The organism is Cytobacillus sp. BC1816 (assembly GCF_051353635.1).
Classification (GTDB): domain Bacteria; phylum Bacillota; class Bacilli; order Bacillales; family Cytobacillaceae; genus Cytobacillus; species Cytobacillus oceanisediminis_C.
In genome coordinates, this window is sequence record NZ_CP195611.1 from 3,923,562 (window position 1) to 3,940,989 (window position 17,428).

The 17,428-nt window shown below is 43.1% G+C and carries 16 protein-coding genes; 1 reads left to right on the forward strand and 15 read right to left on the reverse strand.

Annotated features, from left to right (window positions below; translation table 11 throughout):
- Window positions 1–70: 70 nt before the first annotated feature.
- From ACR42H_RS20000 to mce, 5 genes are all read right to left on the reverse strand, one after another.
- Window positions 71–1,369, reverse strand: a complete 1,299-nt coding sequence (locus tag ACR42H_RS20000) for a DNA polymerase IV (protein WP_436372814.1) — start codon at window positions 1,367–1,369, stop codon at window positions 71–73.
- Between the two features lie 122 nt (window positions 1,370–1,491).
- A complete protein-coding gene (locus ACR42H_RS20005; protein WP_436372817.1) occupies window positions 1,492–1,968 on the reverse strand; it encodes a chemotaxis protein CheW in 477 nt (158 codons plus the stop codon).
- Window positions 1,969–2,107: 139 nt separating this feature from the next.
- Complete coding sequence (locus tag ACR42H_RS20010) at window positions 2,108–3,220, reverse strand: tripeptidase T (protein ID WP_113884429.1); 1,113 nt, start codon at window positions 3,218–3,220, stop codon at window positions 2,108–2,110.
- A gap of 77 nt (window positions 3,221–3,297) precedes the next feature.
- Window positions 3,298–4,848, reverse strand: a complete 1,551-nt coding sequence (locus ACR42H_RS20015) for an acyl-CoA carboxylase subunit beta (protein WP_436372818.1) — start codon at window positions 4,846–4,848, stop codon at window positions 3,298–3,300.
- A 3-nt stretch (window positions 4,849–4,851) separates the two neighbouring features.
- Window positions 4,852–5,265 (reverse strand): methylmalonyl-CoA epimerase, encoded by a 414-nt coding sequence (mce, locus tag ACR42H_RS20020; protein ID WP_436372821.1) that lies wholly within the window; start codon window positions 5,263–5,265, stop codon window positions 4,852–4,854.
- Between the two features lie 175 nt (window positions 5,266–5,440).
- On the opposite strand from mce, the gene prli42 reads away from it, so the two are divergent.
- Window positions 5,441–5,536 carry a stressosome-associated protein Prli42 gene (gene prli42, locus ACR42H_RS20025; RefSeq protein ID WP_113884426.1) on the forward strand — a complete coding sequence of 32 codons (96 nt, stop codon included), beginning with the start codon at window positions 5,441–5,443 and terminating at the stop codon, window positions 5,534–5,536.
- Between the two features lie 182 nt (window positions 5,537–5,718).
- On the opposite strand, the gene ACR42H_RS20030 is transcribed toward prli42, so the two are convergent.
- The 10 genes from ACR42H_RS20030 to ACR42H_RS20075 all read right to left on the reverse strand — a co-directional run bounded on the left by ACR42H_RS20030 (window position 5,719) and on the right by ACR42H_RS20075 (window position 17,334).
- Window positions 5,719–6,255, reverse strand: a complete 537-nt coding sequence (locus tag ACR42H_RS20030; protein ID WP_113884425.1) for a L,D-transpeptidase — start codon at window positions 6,253–6,255, stop codon at window positions 5,719–5,721.
- Between the two features lie 21 nt (window positions 6,256–6,276).
- Window positions 6,277–7,269 (reverse strand): aromatic acid exporter family protein, encoded by a 993-nt coding sequence (locus ACR42H_RS20035; RefSeq protein ID WP_113884424.1) that lies wholly within the window; start codon window positions 7,267–7,269, stop codon window positions 6,277–6,279.
- Between the two features lie 116 nt (window positions 7,270–7,385).
- On the reverse strand, window positions 7,386–8,108 hold the full coding sequence (locus tag ACR42H_RS20040; protein WP_436372825.1) for an amino acid ABC transporter ATP-binding protein: 723 nt from the start codon (window positions 8,106–8,108) through the stop codon (window positions 7,386–7,388).
- Complete coding sequence (locus tag ACR42H_RS20045; RefSeq protein WP_113884422.1) at window positions 8,101–8,760, reverse strand: amino acid ABC transporter permease; 660 nt, start codon at window positions 8,758–8,760, stop codon at window positions 8,101–8,103. The genes ACR42H_RS20040 and ACR42H_RS20045 overlap by 8 nt, the downstream gene beginning before the upstream one ends.
- Window positions 8,761–8,855: 95 nt before the next feature.
- Window positions 8,856–9,647: a transporter substrate-binding domain-containing protein gene (locus ACR42H_RS20050; protein WP_113884421.1), complete on the reverse strand. Its 792-nt coding sequence runs from the start codon at window positions 9,645–9,647 to the stop codon at window positions 8,856–8,858.
- Window positions 9,648–9,982: 335 nt separating this feature from the next.
- Window positions 9,983–10,420 carry a BrxA/BrxB family bacilliredoxin gene (locus ACR42H_RS20055; protein WP_113884420.1) on the reverse strand — a complete coding sequence of 146 codons (438 nt, stop codon included), beginning with the start codon at window positions 10,418–10,420 and terminating at the stop codon, window positions 9,983–9,985.
- A 235-nt stretch (window positions 10,421–10,655) separates the two neighbouring features.
- Window positions 10,656–11,771 (reverse strand): methylmalonyl Co-A mutase-associated GTPase MeaB, encoded by a 1,116-nt coding sequence (gene meaB, locus ACR42H_RS20060; protein ID WP_113884419.1) that lies wholly within the window; start codon window positions 11,769–11,771, stop codon window positions 10,656–10,658.
- Complete coding sequence (scpA, locus tag ACR42H_RS20065) at window positions 11,772–13,964, reverse strand: methylmalonyl-CoA mutase (RefSeq protein WP_436372831.1); 2,193 nt, start codon at window positions 13,962–13,964, stop codon at window positions 11,772–11,774. It abuts the gene before it with no gap.
- Window positions 13,954–15,816 carry a methylmalonyl-CoA mutase family protein gene (locus ACR42H_RS20070; RefSeq protein WP_436372834.1) on the reverse strand — a complete coding sequence of 621 codons (1,863 nt, stop codon included), beginning with the start codon at window positions 15,814–15,816 and terminating at the stop codon, window positions 13,954–13,956. The genes scpA and ACR42H_RS20070 overlap by 11 nt, the downstream gene beginning before the upstream one ends.
- 198 nt (window positions 15,817–16,014) lie before the next feature.
- Window positions 16,015–17,334 carry a dihydrolipoamide acetyltransferase family protein gene (locus ACR42H_RS20075; protein ID WP_113884416.1) on the reverse strand — a complete coding sequence of 440 codons (1,320 nt, stop codon included), beginning with the start codon at window positions 17,332–17,334 and terminating at the stop codon, window positions 16,015–16,017.
- Window positions 17,335–17,428 lie beyond the last annotated feature (94 nt).

The following is a 17,428-nucleotide window of genomic DNA, read 5'->3' on the forward strand; positions in this document are numbered from 1 at the left end:
TTACTTTAGCAAGATTCCTATTCTTATTCAACTTTCCTGTCTTAGTTTAGCTTATAGCCGCCTGAAAAACTCATGAAATATCATCTTTTTCTTTTTTATTGCCCCTTCCAGGCCTGCTATGCAAAAAATCTTTATTAAAGCTGGTATCTGTGCCGATTTTGGGGCGGGTCAATTTCATTTCCGAAAGTGCACCGGCATTGTCGATTATTTTAGCCCCATATTTCTTTCGCAAAAGATCCATTGTCTGAAATAAAGGCTCCTTTTTGGCATCTTTTTCAAAACTGAATAAATCCAGCTGTTTAACCGCCTGTTCGGGTTCGACAAGGTCTGTTCCTGTAATGCCAAGCAGCCGTACTGCGTTTCCATTCCAATGTTTTATAAAAAGCTCTTTTGCCATTTGATAAATTTCTTCATCCTGCTGAATCGGATTCTTCAGTTTGCGGCTTCTGGTAATGGTTCTTCTGTCCTTATACCTGATGGTAATCCCCAAAGAAACCGCCATTACCTTTTTTCTTTTCAGTCTGGAAGAAACCTGTAAAGCCAATTTTTCAAATACCTGAAGCAGCTCTCTTTGATTTGAAACATCCCTTGGCAGTGTGGTTGAATTTCCCACACTTTTAAATTCAGATGCCGATTCCGGATCAACCTTTCTAAGATCTTGGCCATTGGCTTTTTGTTTCAATCTCGGGCCATTGATCCCCAGAGCTGCTTTTAATACAATTTCATCCGCTTTTGCCAATTCACCGATTGTGGCGATGTTCAGATATCTCAGCTTTTCCCCGGTTTTCCTGCCGACTCCGTGCATTTCTTCCACTTGCATCGGCCATAAAATATGGGGTACATCTCTTTTTCTGAGAATTGTAATCCCCATTGGTTTTTTCATGTCAGAAGCCATCTTGGCTAGAAATTTGTTGGGAGCAACACCGATGCTGCAGGGCAAATCAAGCTGCTGGAAAATCTGCTTCTGTATCGTTTCAGCAATTTCTATTGGGCTCCCAAACTCATAGCTGTCTGTAATGTCAACATATCCTTCATCAATGGATACAGGTTCAACAAGGGATGAATATTCGTGCAATATATCAAACATTCCCATAGAAGCTGCACGATATCTCTCAAAATTCGGCTTCATAATAATCAGCTGTGGACAGAGCTTTTTAGCCTCCCATAGAGGCATGGTGGTTTTTACCCCGAAGCTCCTTGCCTCATAGCTGCAAGTCACGATTATTCCGCGCCTCTCCTCAGGATTGCCTGCGATCGCTAAAGGCTTGCCCTTTAATGTGGGATCAAAGGCCATCTCAACCGAAGCATAAAAACTATTCATATCAACATGGAGGATAACTCTCCCGTTTTTTGGATACATTTGCTTCATGCCGGCACTTCCCTGTAAAAATCATTCACCTCTATTTTAGCAGATATTTTTCTTTTCTTTAATTAGGAGGATTATAAAAGTAAAAACAGAGAATATTGCTCCTCTGTTTTTGAATTCGCTCGCTATGCTGTTGTATGCTGTGTTTTCATATACTCTTTTATTTCCCTTATTCCTTCCAGAGATTCCACCAGCTTTGAAGGATCGATTATGGTAATCAGCCTATGATCGAAATTGGCTACCCCTGTAAAATAATTGGTTTTTTGATAGGCAATCAAACCTGGCTGTTTCAGGCAGTCTGCTGGAATATCAAGAATTTCCTTGGCTTCAGTCACCAGCACTGCGAATGATAGCTCTTCTGTCTGCAGCACAATCATCCTTGCCGAGTCGCTATCGGGCAGTGTACGGCTGTAAAGAATTTCTTCAAAATCAACAACAGGAATTAGCTCTCCTCTGACTTTGACAATTCCTCTTACATAACTGGGCAAATGAGGAATCGGTGTTATGCCTTCCATTTTCTCAATGGAGATAACAAAGGGAATAGGCGTGGCATATTCCTCATTTCCTGCCCGGAAAACGACAGCTTTATTATTTTCAGTCATTCCATTTCCTCCTCGGAAACTCTCATGTATAGAATTAATATACCATAGGCATTATTTTCTAACTAGTGAGGAATTTAATTGAATTCAGTAATATAAAAAAGAGAACCTCATCGGGTTCCCTTTCTGTCAGGCTTAGGCTTTAGACTTCTTCAATAATGGCAATGACCATTTCAGCCAGTTTATTTAATTCTTCAATAGGCATACGCTCATTGGTTGTATGAATTTCTTCGTAGCCAACAGCAAGGTTGACTGTTGGTATGCCTAATCCGGCAATCACGTTCGCATCACTTCCGCCGCCGCTGTGAAGAAGCTCGGAGCTCCTGCCAATCTTTGCAGCCGCTTTGCGGGCTACTTCAACGACATGGTCGCCTTCGCCAAATTTAAAGCCAGGGTACATAACCTGAACATCCACTTCAGCTTTGCCTCCCATTTCTTCGGCAGCACTTTCAAAAGCTTCTTTCATTTTAGCAACCTGCTGTTCCATTTTTTCAGGAATTAATGAACGTGCTTCTGCTAAAATAGCTACATGGTCACACACGATATTGGTCTGCTGTCCGCCTTCAAAACGGCCAATGTTAGCCGTTGTTTCTTCATCTATGCGGCCCAGCGGCATTCTTGAGATCGCTTTCGCTGCCATAGTGATAGCCGAAATGCCTTTCTCAGGGGCTACACCGGCATGTGCTGTTTTCCCTAAAATAGCTGCTTTAACTTTAGCTTGTGTCGGGGCGGCAACGATAATATTTCCGACTTTGCCGTCACTGTCCAGTGCGTAGCCAAACTTCGCTTTAACAAGTGAAGGATCGAGAACCTTCGCTCCGACCAGTCCGGATTCTTCACCAACTGTGATAATGAACTGGATAGTTCCATGAGCAATATTCTGCTCTTTCAGGACTTTAACAACTTCAAGCATAACGGCAAGTCCTGCCTTGTCGTCGGCACCCAGGATCGTTGTTCCATCGGTTACAACATAGCCGTCCTTGATGGAAGGTTTAATTCCTTTTCCAGGAACAACCGTATCCATGTGAGAAGTGAAATAAATTGTATCTGTTCCTTCTTTAGTTCCCTGAAGAGTGCAGATGAGGTTGCCTGCACCGTGTCCGGTCTGTGCAGTTGTATCGTCTTCATACACCTCAACCCCAAGATCCCTGAATTTTTTCTTCAGCACTTTTGCAATTTGAGCTTCATACTTTGTTTCAGAATCAATTTGCACCAGTTCCAGAAATTCGTTTAATAAGCGTTCCTCATTAATCATTTATGTACAAACCTCCAAATTTAAGCTTACTAAGCAAGTATAACTCCAATATTTTAGCACAGCAAATCAGGAATCCATTATAGCGGGATATTTCCATGCTTTTTATGAGGCCTGCTTTCTTTTTTATTGCGCAGCATGTCAAGCGCCTGAATGATCTTGATTCTGGTTTCTCGCGGATCGATGACATCATCCACCATGCCTCGGCTTGCCGCCACATATGGATTGGCGAACTTTTCTCTGTACTCCTCGATTTTTTGTGCCCTGGTAGCTTCGGGATCTTCACTATTTTGAATTTCCCTTGCAAAAATAATGTTGGCTGCACCTTGAGGACCCATTACGGCAACCTCCGCATTTGGCCAGGCAAATACAAGATCTGCGCCAATAGATTTACTGTTCAGAGCAACGTATGCTCCCCCGAATGCTTTTCTTAAAATAACAGTAAGCTTTGGCACTGTTGCTTCTGAGTAAGCATAGAGAATCTTTGCGCCATGCCGTATGATCCCGCCATGTTCCTGTTTAACACCTGGGAAAAAGCCTGTAACGTCCTCAAATGTAATAAGGGGAATATTAAAGGAGTCACAGAACCGGATAAACCTTGAAGCCTTATCGGAAGAATCAATATCAAGGCCTCCTGCCATTACCTTCGGCTGATTGCAGACAAGTCCCACCGTCTCACCCTTGATTCGGGCAAGCCCGACTACAATATTTTTAGCAAAGTCACGCTGTACCTCCATAAAAGTATCTTTATCCACTACCTGTTCAATGACTTTTCGGACGTCATATGGACGAAGGGCATCGAAAGGAATGGCGTCTGTCAGATCCGGACGGTAATCATCGTCCTCATCCCGTTCTGACATTGGCGGTTTTTCCTCATTATTCTGCGGAAGGTAGCTTAACAGACTTCGTACCTGCTCAATAACTTCCTCTTCGGACTCGCCTCTAAAGTGTGCGTTTCCGCTGATTGTGTTATGCACACGGGCACCGCCCAGATCCTCCGGTGAAATTTTTTCCCCAGTCACCGTTTCGATTACTTTTGGGCCAGTTATGAACATCTGGCTCGTTTTTTCCACCATGAAGACAAAATCCGTGATCGCTGGAGAATAAACCGCTCCACCTGCACAAGGCCCCATAATGACAGAGATCTGCGGAATCACTCCTGAATAAATCGAATTCCGGTAGAAAATATGGCCGTACCCATCAAGGGAAACAACCCCTTCCTGAATTCTGGCACCGCCGGAATCATTCAAGCCTACAAATGGAGCCCCATTTTCAGCTGCCAAATCCATTACATTGGCAATTTTTTTTGCATGCATTTCCCCCAGGGCGCCGCCAAAAACAGTAAAGTCCTGGGAAAATAAGAAGATAGGCCTTCCGTTGACTTTACCATAGCCAGTTACAACACCATCGCCAGGGCCTTTTTGGTTTTCCAATCCAAAATCCGTGCTGCGGTGCTCAATAAATGGATTCAGCTCTACGAATGTGCCGGGGTCAACTAATAAATCGATTCGTTCACGGGCAGTCAGCTTTCCTTTTTCATGCTGTTTTTGTATACGCTCATCCCCTCCGCCCAGTTCGACTTCCCTGCGGCGGTCGTATAACTCATTTATTTTCTCATAGATGTCTGCCATACTTTATTTCAATCCTTTCTTTTCACAAAATTCATATAATATGCCGCCTGTTGATTTCGGGTGCATAAAGGCTACCTGGGCACCGCCAGCCCCAATCTTCGGTTCATCCTGCAGCATCCTGATGCCCTGTTCCTTCATTTGATTAATACGTTCCTGTATGCTGTCAACACCTAATGCTACATGATGAAGACCTTCGCCTCGCTTCTCTATAAACTTGGCAATTGGGCTTTCTTCACTTGTCGGCTCAAGAAGCTCAAGTTTCGTTTCCCCTGCTTTAATAAAAGCAACCTTTACTCCTTGACTGTCCACTTCCTCAATTCCGAGAAATTCAAGCTGAAGCACTTCAATATAAAATGGAAGCGCTTTATCAAGAGACCTGACAGCAATACCTATATGGTCCACCTTCTTGATCATCATTTTTCCTCCTCATGGATGTCGGAAATTATCAATTCCCGCAGAATGCGGGCATATTTTGAAGCTATTATTTAAATATTCGTTAAAGATGTCGAAAATCCTTTTAAAAATTGAGCGGTTGTTCAATTTGAAGATTCTTAGTAAAATGATAGTAAGAATTGGGACGAGGAGGAATAGAATGTCAAATAAGAAAATGACAAAAATAGTTGTTTATTTAATGATATTTGCAATGCTTGCATCTACCCTCATTATGGGGATGTCGATGTTTTTATAACAGGAACTATGTGATTTTTTTCAGCTGCTGCGGAGGGCAATTCCGGGCAGTTTTTTTATGTTCTATTTTTTAATTAAGCCTATTCTCAATTCACCTAACATGTATTCCATTTTATTTTTCTTAAACGCTTTGCAATGAGGGGCCATTGCATTGAAAAACTGCATCCATTCAGATGCAGCTGATTATTCTTTCAAATGATTATTTTTTATTGCGCCGTACTCTCTTCCAAGTTCATCAAAATTTCTGGGGGAGGTGACAACTAAAATTTTCGTACCAACCGGTACAGATTCATATAGCGACTCGACTGCTTCATTCTGCAATCTAATACATCCATTGGAGACGTACCTGCCGATCGATGCAGGGTCGTTCGTCCCGTGAATGCCATAAATTCTTCCATCTGTATCCTCTGCGTCAAATCCAATCCATCTTGTCCCGAGAGGATTACGGGGGTCACCGCCTTTAATGTCCTTTTTCCTATAATAAGGATCAGCTGCCTTAACAGTAACAGTAAACATCCCTTCAGGTGTAAGGTCATCCGTTCTCCCGGTTGCAGCTGTGATTACACTTTGTACTTTTTGATCATGAATAAACGCAACTTCATTTGTCCGTTTATTGACAATTAAAAATGGATCTCCAGGCAGCGGGTTGGGTCCCAAAGGCCAGATTGGGGAAAATGAAAAAAACATGATGGCCGCTGCAGCAAACTTCAGCATGATCATTCACGCTCCAATTCCTTTTCCTTAGTTTGCTTCTGCTGTCCGGTCTTGATTCATTTCCCTCTCCTTTAATCCTTTAAAAGAGCTTTTTATAATTAAATACTGTTCCATTTCTTTTACAAAGTGAAGCAGCGCAGCCCGTGCCTCAAATTCCTCTCTTGTCTTGGGGAGCTCCATATTTTCAAAAGAAACTCTCATTCGGTATAATTTCTCCAAAAATTGAATGGCCGTATTCCCTGGATGAATGTGGTCCGATAACTCCTCAATAAAATCAGCAATCATCTCCCCCTGTTCAACAGGCAGTGCAATGGACGTTACACTTGGAAGAACACGCTCAATAATCTCGAATTGTTTTTCCCTCATTTTAAAATAGTGATAATATAAATTATCATTCCTTCGGAAGTGGTTTTCGACATCTCTGAAGGCCAATGTCTTTGCCTTATCGATTAGTTCCATCGTTTCAGTGATTTCCCTGCCATCCCAGCTGCTTTCATGTGTGCGCAAATACTTCACGATTTCATCAAAGATAATCTTAAAGTTATCTTCTATCTCGAGCCTATACTCCTTAAGCTTCGATTCCAGACTGGGCATATAGAGGTTTGCGATGAGGGCCACACCAATTCCGACAGTAATAATGCCCAGCTCATTCAGCAGGAGTTCCTTTGAAACTTCCCCTGCCGAATAAATATGCAGAATAATAACGGAGCTTGTCACAATCCCATCGCTGGCCCTTACCATGACAGCTGCGGGAATAAAAAACAAAAGCAGCAGTCCAATTACAAGCGGATGATAGGCAATACCCTCAAAAAACAAGGAAGAAAATACCATTGCCATTAAGCAGGCAAAAAAACGGTCCCATGAAGCTCGCAGAGACTTTTTCTTCGTTACTTTTATGCATAAAATAGTCAATATTCCTGCAGAGACAAAATTGTCAAGCTGCAGCATCTGTGCAATCATGATGCTAATGGAAGTTCCCACGGCAGTCTTGATTGTCCGGTAGCCAATTCTATATTTCATTTAGTCAAACTCCTATATTAATTTGCCCGCATCTAAGTTTAAAGAAGGCTTTTGTTTTGAGAAAAACGAAAGAGAAGATGATCCTTTTGACCATCTTCTCCCATAGCATATATCGATTATAGCATTTTTTGCAAGAAATCCCTTGCACGTTCACTCTTAGGTTTAGAAAAAAATTCTTTAGGGGAAGAATCCTCTACAAGCACGCCGCCATCCAGGAAAAGCACCCTGTCTGCCACTTCACGGGCAAACCCCATTTCATGGGTAACAATCGCCATTGTCATGCCTGTATGGGCTAAATTTTTCATAACGTCCAGCACTTCTTTCACCATTTCCGGGTCAAGAGCGGATGTAGGTTCATCAAACAGCATAACATCGGGATTCATAGCAAGAGCTCTGGCAATCGCAACCCTTTGCTTCTGCCCCCCCGATAACCGATTTGGATATTCGTATGCTTTGGCTGATAATCCGACCTTCTCCAAAAGCTCGAGCCCTGTTTTCTCAGCTTCCGATTTCGAAACTCCCTTTACCTTCATTGGTGCATAGGTCAGGTTTTGCAGGACTGTTTTGTGCGGAAATAAATGGAAATGCTGAAAAACCATTCCTACATCTTGGCGCACTTTCATAATGTTCGTGCCCTTATCCGTAATGTCCTGCCCGTTAATCATAATCCTGCCGTCTGTAGGCACTTCCAGGAGATTGATGCAGCGCAGCAATGTTGACTTGCCGGAACCTGATGGACCAATAATAGCTACTACTTCGCCATCTTGAATATTAGTTGAAATTCCTTTAAGAACTTCAAGTTTACCGAAATGTTTATGCAAATTTTCCAGTTTAATCACTGCGTCTCATTCTCCTTTCAATCCCTTTTCCAAGCACAGTCAGGATCATTACCATAATGTAATAGATAAGCCCCGCAATCAGAATTGGCTCGAAGTAGGAAAACTTTTCGCCTCCCACGATGTAAGCGCGGCGCATCACGTCTGTTACCCCAATAACCGTTACGATTGCAGATTCTTTTGTAAGGGTAATAAACTCGTTCATTAAAGCAGGCAAAATGTTTTTCATTGCCTGCGGGAGAATAATATCCATCATGGCAGGCCTGTATGGGACACCTAAAGCCATGGCCGCCTCACTTTGGCCCTTATCAACAGCAAGGATGCCGGCCCGGATAATCTCAGAAATATAGGCAGCTGAGTTTAGTCCAAATGACAGGACGGCAGCTGTTGAAGGATCAATTTTATACCCGATCAGCTGGGGCGATCCATAATAAATGAGCATCAACTGAAGAACAAGAGGTGTTCCTCTAAAAACGGATGTATAGGCATCTGCTATCCACCCAAGAAGTTTAAATCTGCTGATTTTAAAGAATGATAGAATAATGCCTAATACAAAACCCAATATTCCTGCCATAAAAACTATTTGAAGCGTAACGCCAATGCCTTTAAGTATATATGGAAGGGAGGGAATGAACTGCTGAAAATCGAGATTCACTGTCTTTCCATCCTCTCTATAAATAGTCTATCAGTTTCCGGGAAGAATAAAGCGTCCAAAGGAAAATATGCCTTGGACGCCAATTCCCAGCGGAATTATTTGCTATCAAACCATTCTACGATCAGTTCTTCCAATTCACCGTTTTCTTTCATCTTCACAAGCTCTGCATTAAATTTCTCAGTTAATTCACTGCCCTTTGGAAAAGCAATGGCAGAACCCGCCTCAGCTTCAGCTTCTTCGATTGTAAAACCGGCAAGATCTTCATTCTTTTCAAAGTATCCTTTTGCAACAGTGTCTTCAATCATGGCAGCATCAAAACGGCCTGCCATAATTTCCTGAATCAATTCAGGGATGCGGTTGCGGTTTTCCACAGTCATATCAACTGTCTCACCAATTTCTTCTGCTTTATCAGCCTGAATTGAGGCAAGCTGCACACCCAAAGTTTTCCCGTCCAAATCTTCTAAAGACTCAATTCCGCTTCCTTTTTTCGAAACGATCATGTGACTCGCTGTATAATATACATCACTGAAATCAACGTTTTGTTTGCGCTCTTCAGTAGGTGTCATACCAGCCAGAACAAAATCAACCTGGCTCGTTTCCAATGCAGGAATCAATCCGTTAAAGTCCATATCTTTCACTTGTATCTCATAACCCAATTTTTCAGCGATCGCTTTGGCCAAATCCACGTCAAAACCGATAATTTCTTCCCCTTTTGCGGAATCTACATATTCAAATGGCGGATAATCCGCTGATGTACCCATAGTTAATACTTTTTTATCTGAGTTTTCCCCTGAGCCGCTTCCAGTGCTGGCTTCTTCACTTGTGCCGCATGCAGCTAATACGCCAACTAAAAGTATGCTTAAAGCAATCATGATGACTTTTTTCATTTTAGTTTCCCCCTATAAAATATGAATAATTTCTGCATAACTATTAATAAATATTCACTAAAATGAATTTTAACAGATTTTTATATTTATGCAATAATATTTTTAAATATTTATCTAAAGTTTAATTATTCTGATAAATAGACACAAAAAAAAGTCCCTTAATTCGGGACCTTTCCTGGTAAAATAAAAAAGAAACTTTGAACATCGAAATCTGTCTAGTTCCACAAGGAATGCTTCGGCAGCTTTATCCTCTCACCACTAACAGCGCTGGCTTTTAGGAGGAGCGTCTGCCCCCTAGAGGTGTCGGGGGGGCAGGCGCTTCCGCTTCTCCCTGTTTAAAGCTCTTCGCAATATTTCTCAAAGGTATCCTGCAGTTTTTGAACAACAGCCATTGGCTCATGGCCTTCAATTTCATGGCGCTCGATCATCGTGCATAATTCTCCGTCTTTAAGAAGAGCAAAAGATGGTGATGATGGCGGATAGCCGGTAAAATAAGACCTTGCTTTTTCTGTCGCTTCTTTGTCCTGGCCGGCAAATACAGTAACCAAATTGTCAGGGCGCTTATCATAATGCAGGGAATGCATGGCCGCAGGGCGGGCAATTCCGCCTGCACATCCGCAGACTGAGTTCACCATTACAAGTGTGGTGCCTTTTTTATTTAGGGCTTCATCCACTTCTTCCGGTGTCGTTAATTCTGTATAGCCGGCATGCACGATTTCCTGCCGTGCCTGCCTTACAACATCATTCATAAATAAATTAAAATCCATATTCATAGATCATCGCTCCTCTGCTGATTAATCTTTTTCACTATATACATAATACCAATACAAGAACAAAATTTACAATCAAGTCATTTCTTTGAATAAAAAAGTTTAGCTTCCGGGTAATGGGGGAAAGATAAAACTACAGCTAGATCCATACCCCTAAACTCCCTAGATTCGCCAGTGCTCAAAAGGCACTGGCCATTTTTTTTGCTTTCAGAGAAAGCTGCCCTTTTGAAGGACAGCTTCATTTAGAATAGATATTAAATAATTCTTCCACTGCAGATGTGACCGTCCTGTTTCCCGCAATGACCTCGTTTTCAATTTTCGGAAGGAGCGGCTTTATATCAGGATGATAGAAAAAGCTGAATTGAAGCTGATCCAGGATCATGGAATGGATCCATTGTTTTGTCTGGAGTCTTCTTCTTTCCTCAAACACGCCTGAGGCTTTTGCAGTGTCTTCAAACATTTTGATCACTTTCCATATCTCCGGGATGCCCTGATTAAAAACAGAAGAGCAGGTATAGGCTCTGGTTTGCCATCCTTTTGTAGCAGGCTGGAGAAAATGAAGAATACGGTTATACTCTGCTTTTGTTTTCTCGGCCAATTTTTTATTGCTTCCATCGGCTTTGTTGACAATTACCGCATCTGCCAGTTCCATAATGCCTTTTTTCATTCCCTGCAATTCATCTCCCGCCCCTGTCAGCGTTAATAGCATAAAAAAGTCCACCATGTCCCTGACAATGACTTCACTTTGTCCCACGCCGACTGTTTCAACCAGAATTACATCAAAGCCTGCCGCTTCACACAGGAGCACAGTTTCTCTTGTTTTCCGGTGGACTCCTCCCAGTTTCCCTGCTGAAGGAGAAGGTCTTATGAATGCATTTGGGTTTCTGGAGAGCTGCTCCATTCTCGTTTTATCGCCAAGGATGCTGCCGCCGCTCAAGCTGGAGCTCGGATCAACGGCAAGCACAGCCACTTTTAATCCTGCGTCACACAGGTATGTCCCAAAAGATTCAATGAATGTGCTCTTTCCTGCTCCCGGCACTCCTGTTATCCCGATCCTAAGCGATTGTCCTGAATGGGGCAAAAGTTTGTGCAGGATTTCCTGTGCATGGCGAAAATGATGTTCTGCGTTACTTTCAATCAGAGTAATCGCTCTGGCAAGCACACCTCTCTTGCCATTTAAAATACCATCTTCAAGAACGTTTAGATCAGGCAGGGAGGCAGTTCTTTTTTGAAACCTGCCTTTTTTTTCAAATTTCAGCCCCGGCTCACCTGTATCCACACCACCGCGAACAATGCTTGTAAAATTATCTGCTTTTTCTTCATCAAACCATTCCGGTTTCTTATCCTCAGTCATTTACTGGGTCACTTCCTCATACCCGAGACGGCTGTAGATCTCCCTGATGACTTTTTGGGCTGCCACTGGAATGACGGTGCCCGGGCCAAAAATGGCAGAAGCACCATGCTCATATAAATACTGATAATCCTGTGCCGGAATAACCCCGCCAATGACGACAATAATATCTTCCCTGTCCAGTTTCTTCAGCTCGGCGGCAAGCTGCGGAAGAAGGGTTTTATGTCCGGCAGCAAGCGAACTGATGCCTATGACATGAACGTCATTTTCCACCGCCTGCATGGCTGTTTCTTCAGGTGTTTGGAAGAGAGGGCCTATATCCACATCAAAACCGAGATCGGCAAAGGCAGTTGAAATGACTTTTGCTCCCCTGTCATGTCCATCCTGCCCCATCTTGGCAATCAAAATCCGAGGTCGCCTTCCTTCGTTTTCAAGGAATTCGTCTGTCATCTGCTTTACTTCAGCAATTTCTTCTTCGTTGGAAAAAGCAGAACTGTACACGCCGCTGATAGAACGGATAATTGCTTTATGGCGACTGGCCACTTTTTCAATCGCTTCAGAAATTTCACCGAGAGTGGCTCTCACCCTCGCTGCATTTACTGCAAGCTCAAGAAGGTTGCCTTCCCCTGTATCTGCAGCTCTAGTAATAGCTTCCAAGGCTTCAGCAACTTTCTCATTATCGCGTGAAGCCTTTAACTGCTCCAGCTTTTCGATCTGCTTTAAACGGACAGCTGTGTTATCAATATCGAGGATATCAATCGGCTCTTCTTTTTCCAGCCGGTACTTATTCACTCCAATAATGGTTTCTTTTCCGGAATCAATTTGTGCCTGTCGTCTGGCAGCCGCTTCTTCAATTCTCATTTTTGGCAATCCTGTTTCAATTGCCTTGGCCATTCCGCCAAGATTTTCGATTTCTTCAATATGCTCCCAGGCTCGCTTAATTAATTGATCTGTTAAAGCTTCTACATAATATGAGCCTCCCCATGGATCGATCACATTCGTGACCCCTGTCTCCTCCTGCAGGTACAGCTGCGTATTTCTCGCTATACGGGCAGAAAAGTCTGTCGGCAATGCAATGGCTTCATCCAGTGCATTCGTATGAAGGGATTGTGTATGTCCCATCGCTGCCGCATGCGCCTCAATGAGTGTTCTTGTTACATTATTGAAGGGATCCTGCTCGGTTAAGCTCCAGCCAGACGTTTGAGAATGCGTTCTAAGCGCCATTGATTTCGAATTCCGAGGTTCGAATGTCTTAATCATTTTTGCCCAGATGTAGCGGGCTGCCCTCATTTTTGCCACTTCCATAAAGTAGTTCATGCCGATGGCCCAGAAAAACGAAAGCCTTGGTGCAAATGAGTCGATATCGATTCCAGCTTTAAGGCCGGTTCTTACATATTCGAGTCCATCTGCAAGGGTATAAGCAAGTTCAATATCAGCAGGAGCTCCCGCTTCCTGCATATGATAGCCTGAAATGCTGATGCTATTGAACTTCGGCATATATTTTGATGTATATTCAAATATATCTGCAATGATTTTCATGGACATTTCCGGAGGATATATATATGTGTTGCGCACCATGTATTCTTTTAAGATATCATTCTGGATCGTTCCAGAAAGTTTCTCCTGGCTTACTCCCTGCTCTTCCGCTGTAACAATATAAAAAGCCATGACAGGCAAAACCGCTCCATTCATCGTCATGGATACAGACATTTGATCTAAAGGTATCCCATCAAACAGTGTCTTCATATCCAGGATGGAATCAATGGCCACGCCAGCTTTCCCGACATCTCCCTCGACTCTTGGATGATCTGAATCATAGCCTCTATGAGTAGCAAGATCGAAAGCAACTGATAAGCCCTTTTGACCCATCGCAAGATTTCGCCGGTAAAAAGCATTACTTTCCTCTGCAGTAGAAAAACCGGCATATTGACGGACAGTCCATGGCCTGTTCACATACATGGTTGAATATGGTCCTCTTGTATATGGAGGAAGCCCCGGTTTATCGTTTAGGTGCTCCATGTCTTTAAGGTCTTCATATGTGTACAGTGGCTTTACTTTTATTTGCTCATTTGTTTCAAAGAGAAGATGATCAATGGATGAATTGATTTCTTCCTCCGCTTTTCTTTTCCAGTCATCTTTGTCTGATTGTTTTGCTTCAAGAATATCCAGGCTTTTAAAATCAGGTTTATTGGCCATTGCTTGCCGCCTCCATCTCGTTCAGCATATTTAAGAGAGTTCCATAGCAATCGCTTTTTACATGAATGTATCCGCCGATGCCAGCGTTCTTATATTCATCCTTTTTCCCCTCTTCGGGAAGACCGGCTAAATAGATTTCAGCTGACGGGAAAGCTTCTTTCAATTGTTTAATTAAAGGTACAGCCATGCTTTCGTATTGTTCATTTGATCCGCAAATAAAATAATGCCTGCAATTTGTTTTTTGAATAAATGCTTCAGCATCTTCAGGATTATTTACCGAACCGCTTTTAACTGCACCAACCCCGCCAGGAGCCAGGAAGCCTGAAATAAAATCAGCACGCGCTTTATGGTCTTTCAATGCTCCCAAACAGATAAGGCCTGCTTCAGGTCGAATGCCCTTTCCTTTTAATCTTTCAGATAAATTCCGCAAACCCTCGAAGGACTCAGAAAGGCGGACCTGCGGGATAGTCTTGAGATCACTCTTGCTGTTCTGGACGGTTTCCATTTCTGCCTGAAGCGGCTTTTCATCAAGATTTGCATATATATTCGTTCCGATGATACTTTGTTTTCTTGTATGAACATCTTTCTTCTTCTTTTCAAGAACTTGGGTAATCTGATCCTGAATCCATCCTGTTTGAAGGGCATCCGCCATTCCTCCCTGCTCTTCTATCTCAAGGAAAAGTTCCCAGGATTTGGAGCACAGTTCATTTGTCAGATGCTCAATATACCAGGAGCCGCCTGCTGGATCAGAGACCTTTAGTAAATGCGCCTCTTCCCTTAAAATCAACTGAGTATTGCGGGCAATCCGTTCTGAAAAAGGAGATTTGGCTCTTTCCGGGTCATTATATGGACTGACATGAAGGTATTGTATTCCTCCCAATACTGCTGCGAACGCTTCATTCCCCGCTCTCAGCATATTTACATAGGAATCATAGGCAGACTTAGTAAAGAAGGACGTCTCTGCAGAAATGACCATTTTTTTACTGTCACCCTCAGCTCCGAATGCTTCCGCCACATTGCCCCATAATACTCTTGCAGCACGAAGCTTGGCAATTTCCATGAAAAAGTTTGAGCCAACAGCAAACTTAAAGACCATTTTGGATAATATTTGTTCGAGGCTTTTGCCTTTATCAAGAAGATATTGCAGGTGATTTACCCCTGCTGCAAGAGCAAGTGCAAGTTCCTGGACGGCATTTGCACCGCTATTATGGTAAACCGCTGAATTCACCATGATGGTTTTCAGGCTGGGCAGATTTATTGCTGCATCACTCATCGTTTGATTCAAAGTTTCGTATAGTTCATCGATTGAGCGGTCGTTCAATGTATCGGCAGCAGCAATAGCAAGCGGATCTGCTGCAACATATCCAGAGACTTTTTCTCTTTCTTTTACTTTTCCAAGTCCTGCCATTATTAAATGCTGATTTCGTCCGGCATCAACACTGAAAGGGTACCTTTCATAAAGTTCACCAACAGCCAGGCTAATCTTCTCTGGATTCTTTAACTGTTCCGGCTCAAACGCAAGAGCTGTCTGCCCTGTCTTTATGGCAGCAAGAAGTTTATCTGACAGCTCTTCGGAAGAGGAAGCACTAATTTTCTGTGCAACCTTCCATTCTTCTGACAGGTATCCGGCTGCATAGGAACCTCTTCTAAAGTCTTCTGCGCCCGGAAACTGTGATAATGCACCTGTTTCCAGGTCTTCTCTGGAATAAAGCGGTTTCAATTTTATGTTTTCATATGTATTTCGTGATAATGTTTCTAAGGATTTCCCTTTAAGAGCTTTTTCCGCACTTTGTTCCCAATCTTCATTTGTCTGCTGCGGGAATTTTTCTTCAATCATTTTCTTTAATGACATAATTTGCTGTCCTTGTAGCTGACAGCGTTCCCTCCCCTCATGCGGCAGCGGACCCGTTTCATATAAGAAACAATGCCGCAAGAAAATTATAATAAAATTCTAAATTCTCCATATACCTATTTTAGTATACAAAAGAGAAACAAGCAATGAACAATAAGAAACCGCCGCCCCAAAGCAGGGCAGCGGTAATTTTACTTATTAATAAATAGTTGTATTTTCTTTAGATGTGTTCTCCAGAATTTCCTTCACACGCTGCAGGAAGCGGCCGCAAACCAGGCCGTCTAATACACGGTGATCAAGCGACATACAAAGGTTAACCATATCACGGACAGCAATCATGCCATTGTTCATTACTACAGGACGCTTCACAATGGATTCAACCTGAAGAATTGCAGCCTGAGGATAATTGATAATGCCCATTGACTGGACAGAACCGAATGAACCGGTATTATTTACAGTGAAAGTCCCACCCTGCATTTCAGCGGAAGTCAATTTACCAGTACGTACTTTTAATGCAAGATCATTGATTTCACGGGCAATACCCTTAATCGTTTTTTCATCAGCTGCTTTGATGACCGGAACGAATAACGCGTCATCTGTTGCAACTGCAATGGAGATGTTGATATCCTTCTTCTGGATAATCTTATCTCCTGCCCACATGGAATTAATCTGCGGGAATTCCTTAAGGGCCTGCGCAACAGCTTTTACGAAGAAAGCAAAGAATGTAAGGTTGAAGCCCTCTTTTTGCTTAAACTCACCTTTGATGCTGTTGCGGTATTCAACAAGATTTGTAACATCTACTTCCATCATTGTCCAGGCATGCGGGGCTTCATGTTTGCTGCGAAGCATGTTGGCTGCAATCGCTTTACGCACTCCAGTAACAGGGATTTCAACATCACCCGGCATTACTGGAATATTTGGTGCTGGCGCTGCCTGTTTCGGCGCTGCAGGCTGGGCAGGTGCTGGAGCCGGCGCTTCTGTCTTTTCCGGTGCTGGTGCTGAAGCAGCTGCCGCTGTAGGAATATTTCCGGACTCAATGATTTTCATAAGGTCTTTACGGGTAATGCGTCCGCCTCCCCCTGTACCTGTCACCTGATTTAAGTCAATGCCATGCTCTTGAGAAAGCTTTAAAACGGCAGGTGAGTAGCGGACTCCTTTTGGTGCATCTGCCTGAACAGGTGCTGCTGGTGCAGTAGGCGTTGCCCCTGAAGGTGCAGCTTGAGCTTTGTCCTCTGCTTTAGATTCTGATGGAGCTTCCTGAGCAGCTTCTCCGCCGCCTTCAGTTTCAATTGTCAGAATAACCTGGCCAACTTCATAAGTTTCGCCTTCCTCTGCAACCAACTCTTTGATTACACCAGAGAAAGAAGATGGGACCTCAGCATTTACTTTGTCTGTCATTACTTCAGCAAGCGGATCATATTTATTTACTTTATCTCCAACAGAAACCAGCCATTTGCTGATTGTCCCTTCAGTAACACTTTCCCCAAGCTGGGGCATTTTAATTTGTTCAATAGCCATTGGGTAACCTCCTTCTAGCTGCCCGCATTTGCGGGCCTTACAGCCAGTGCAGCTGATCCGGAATGAATTCCAGCCGGAGAGATGCACCATCTGC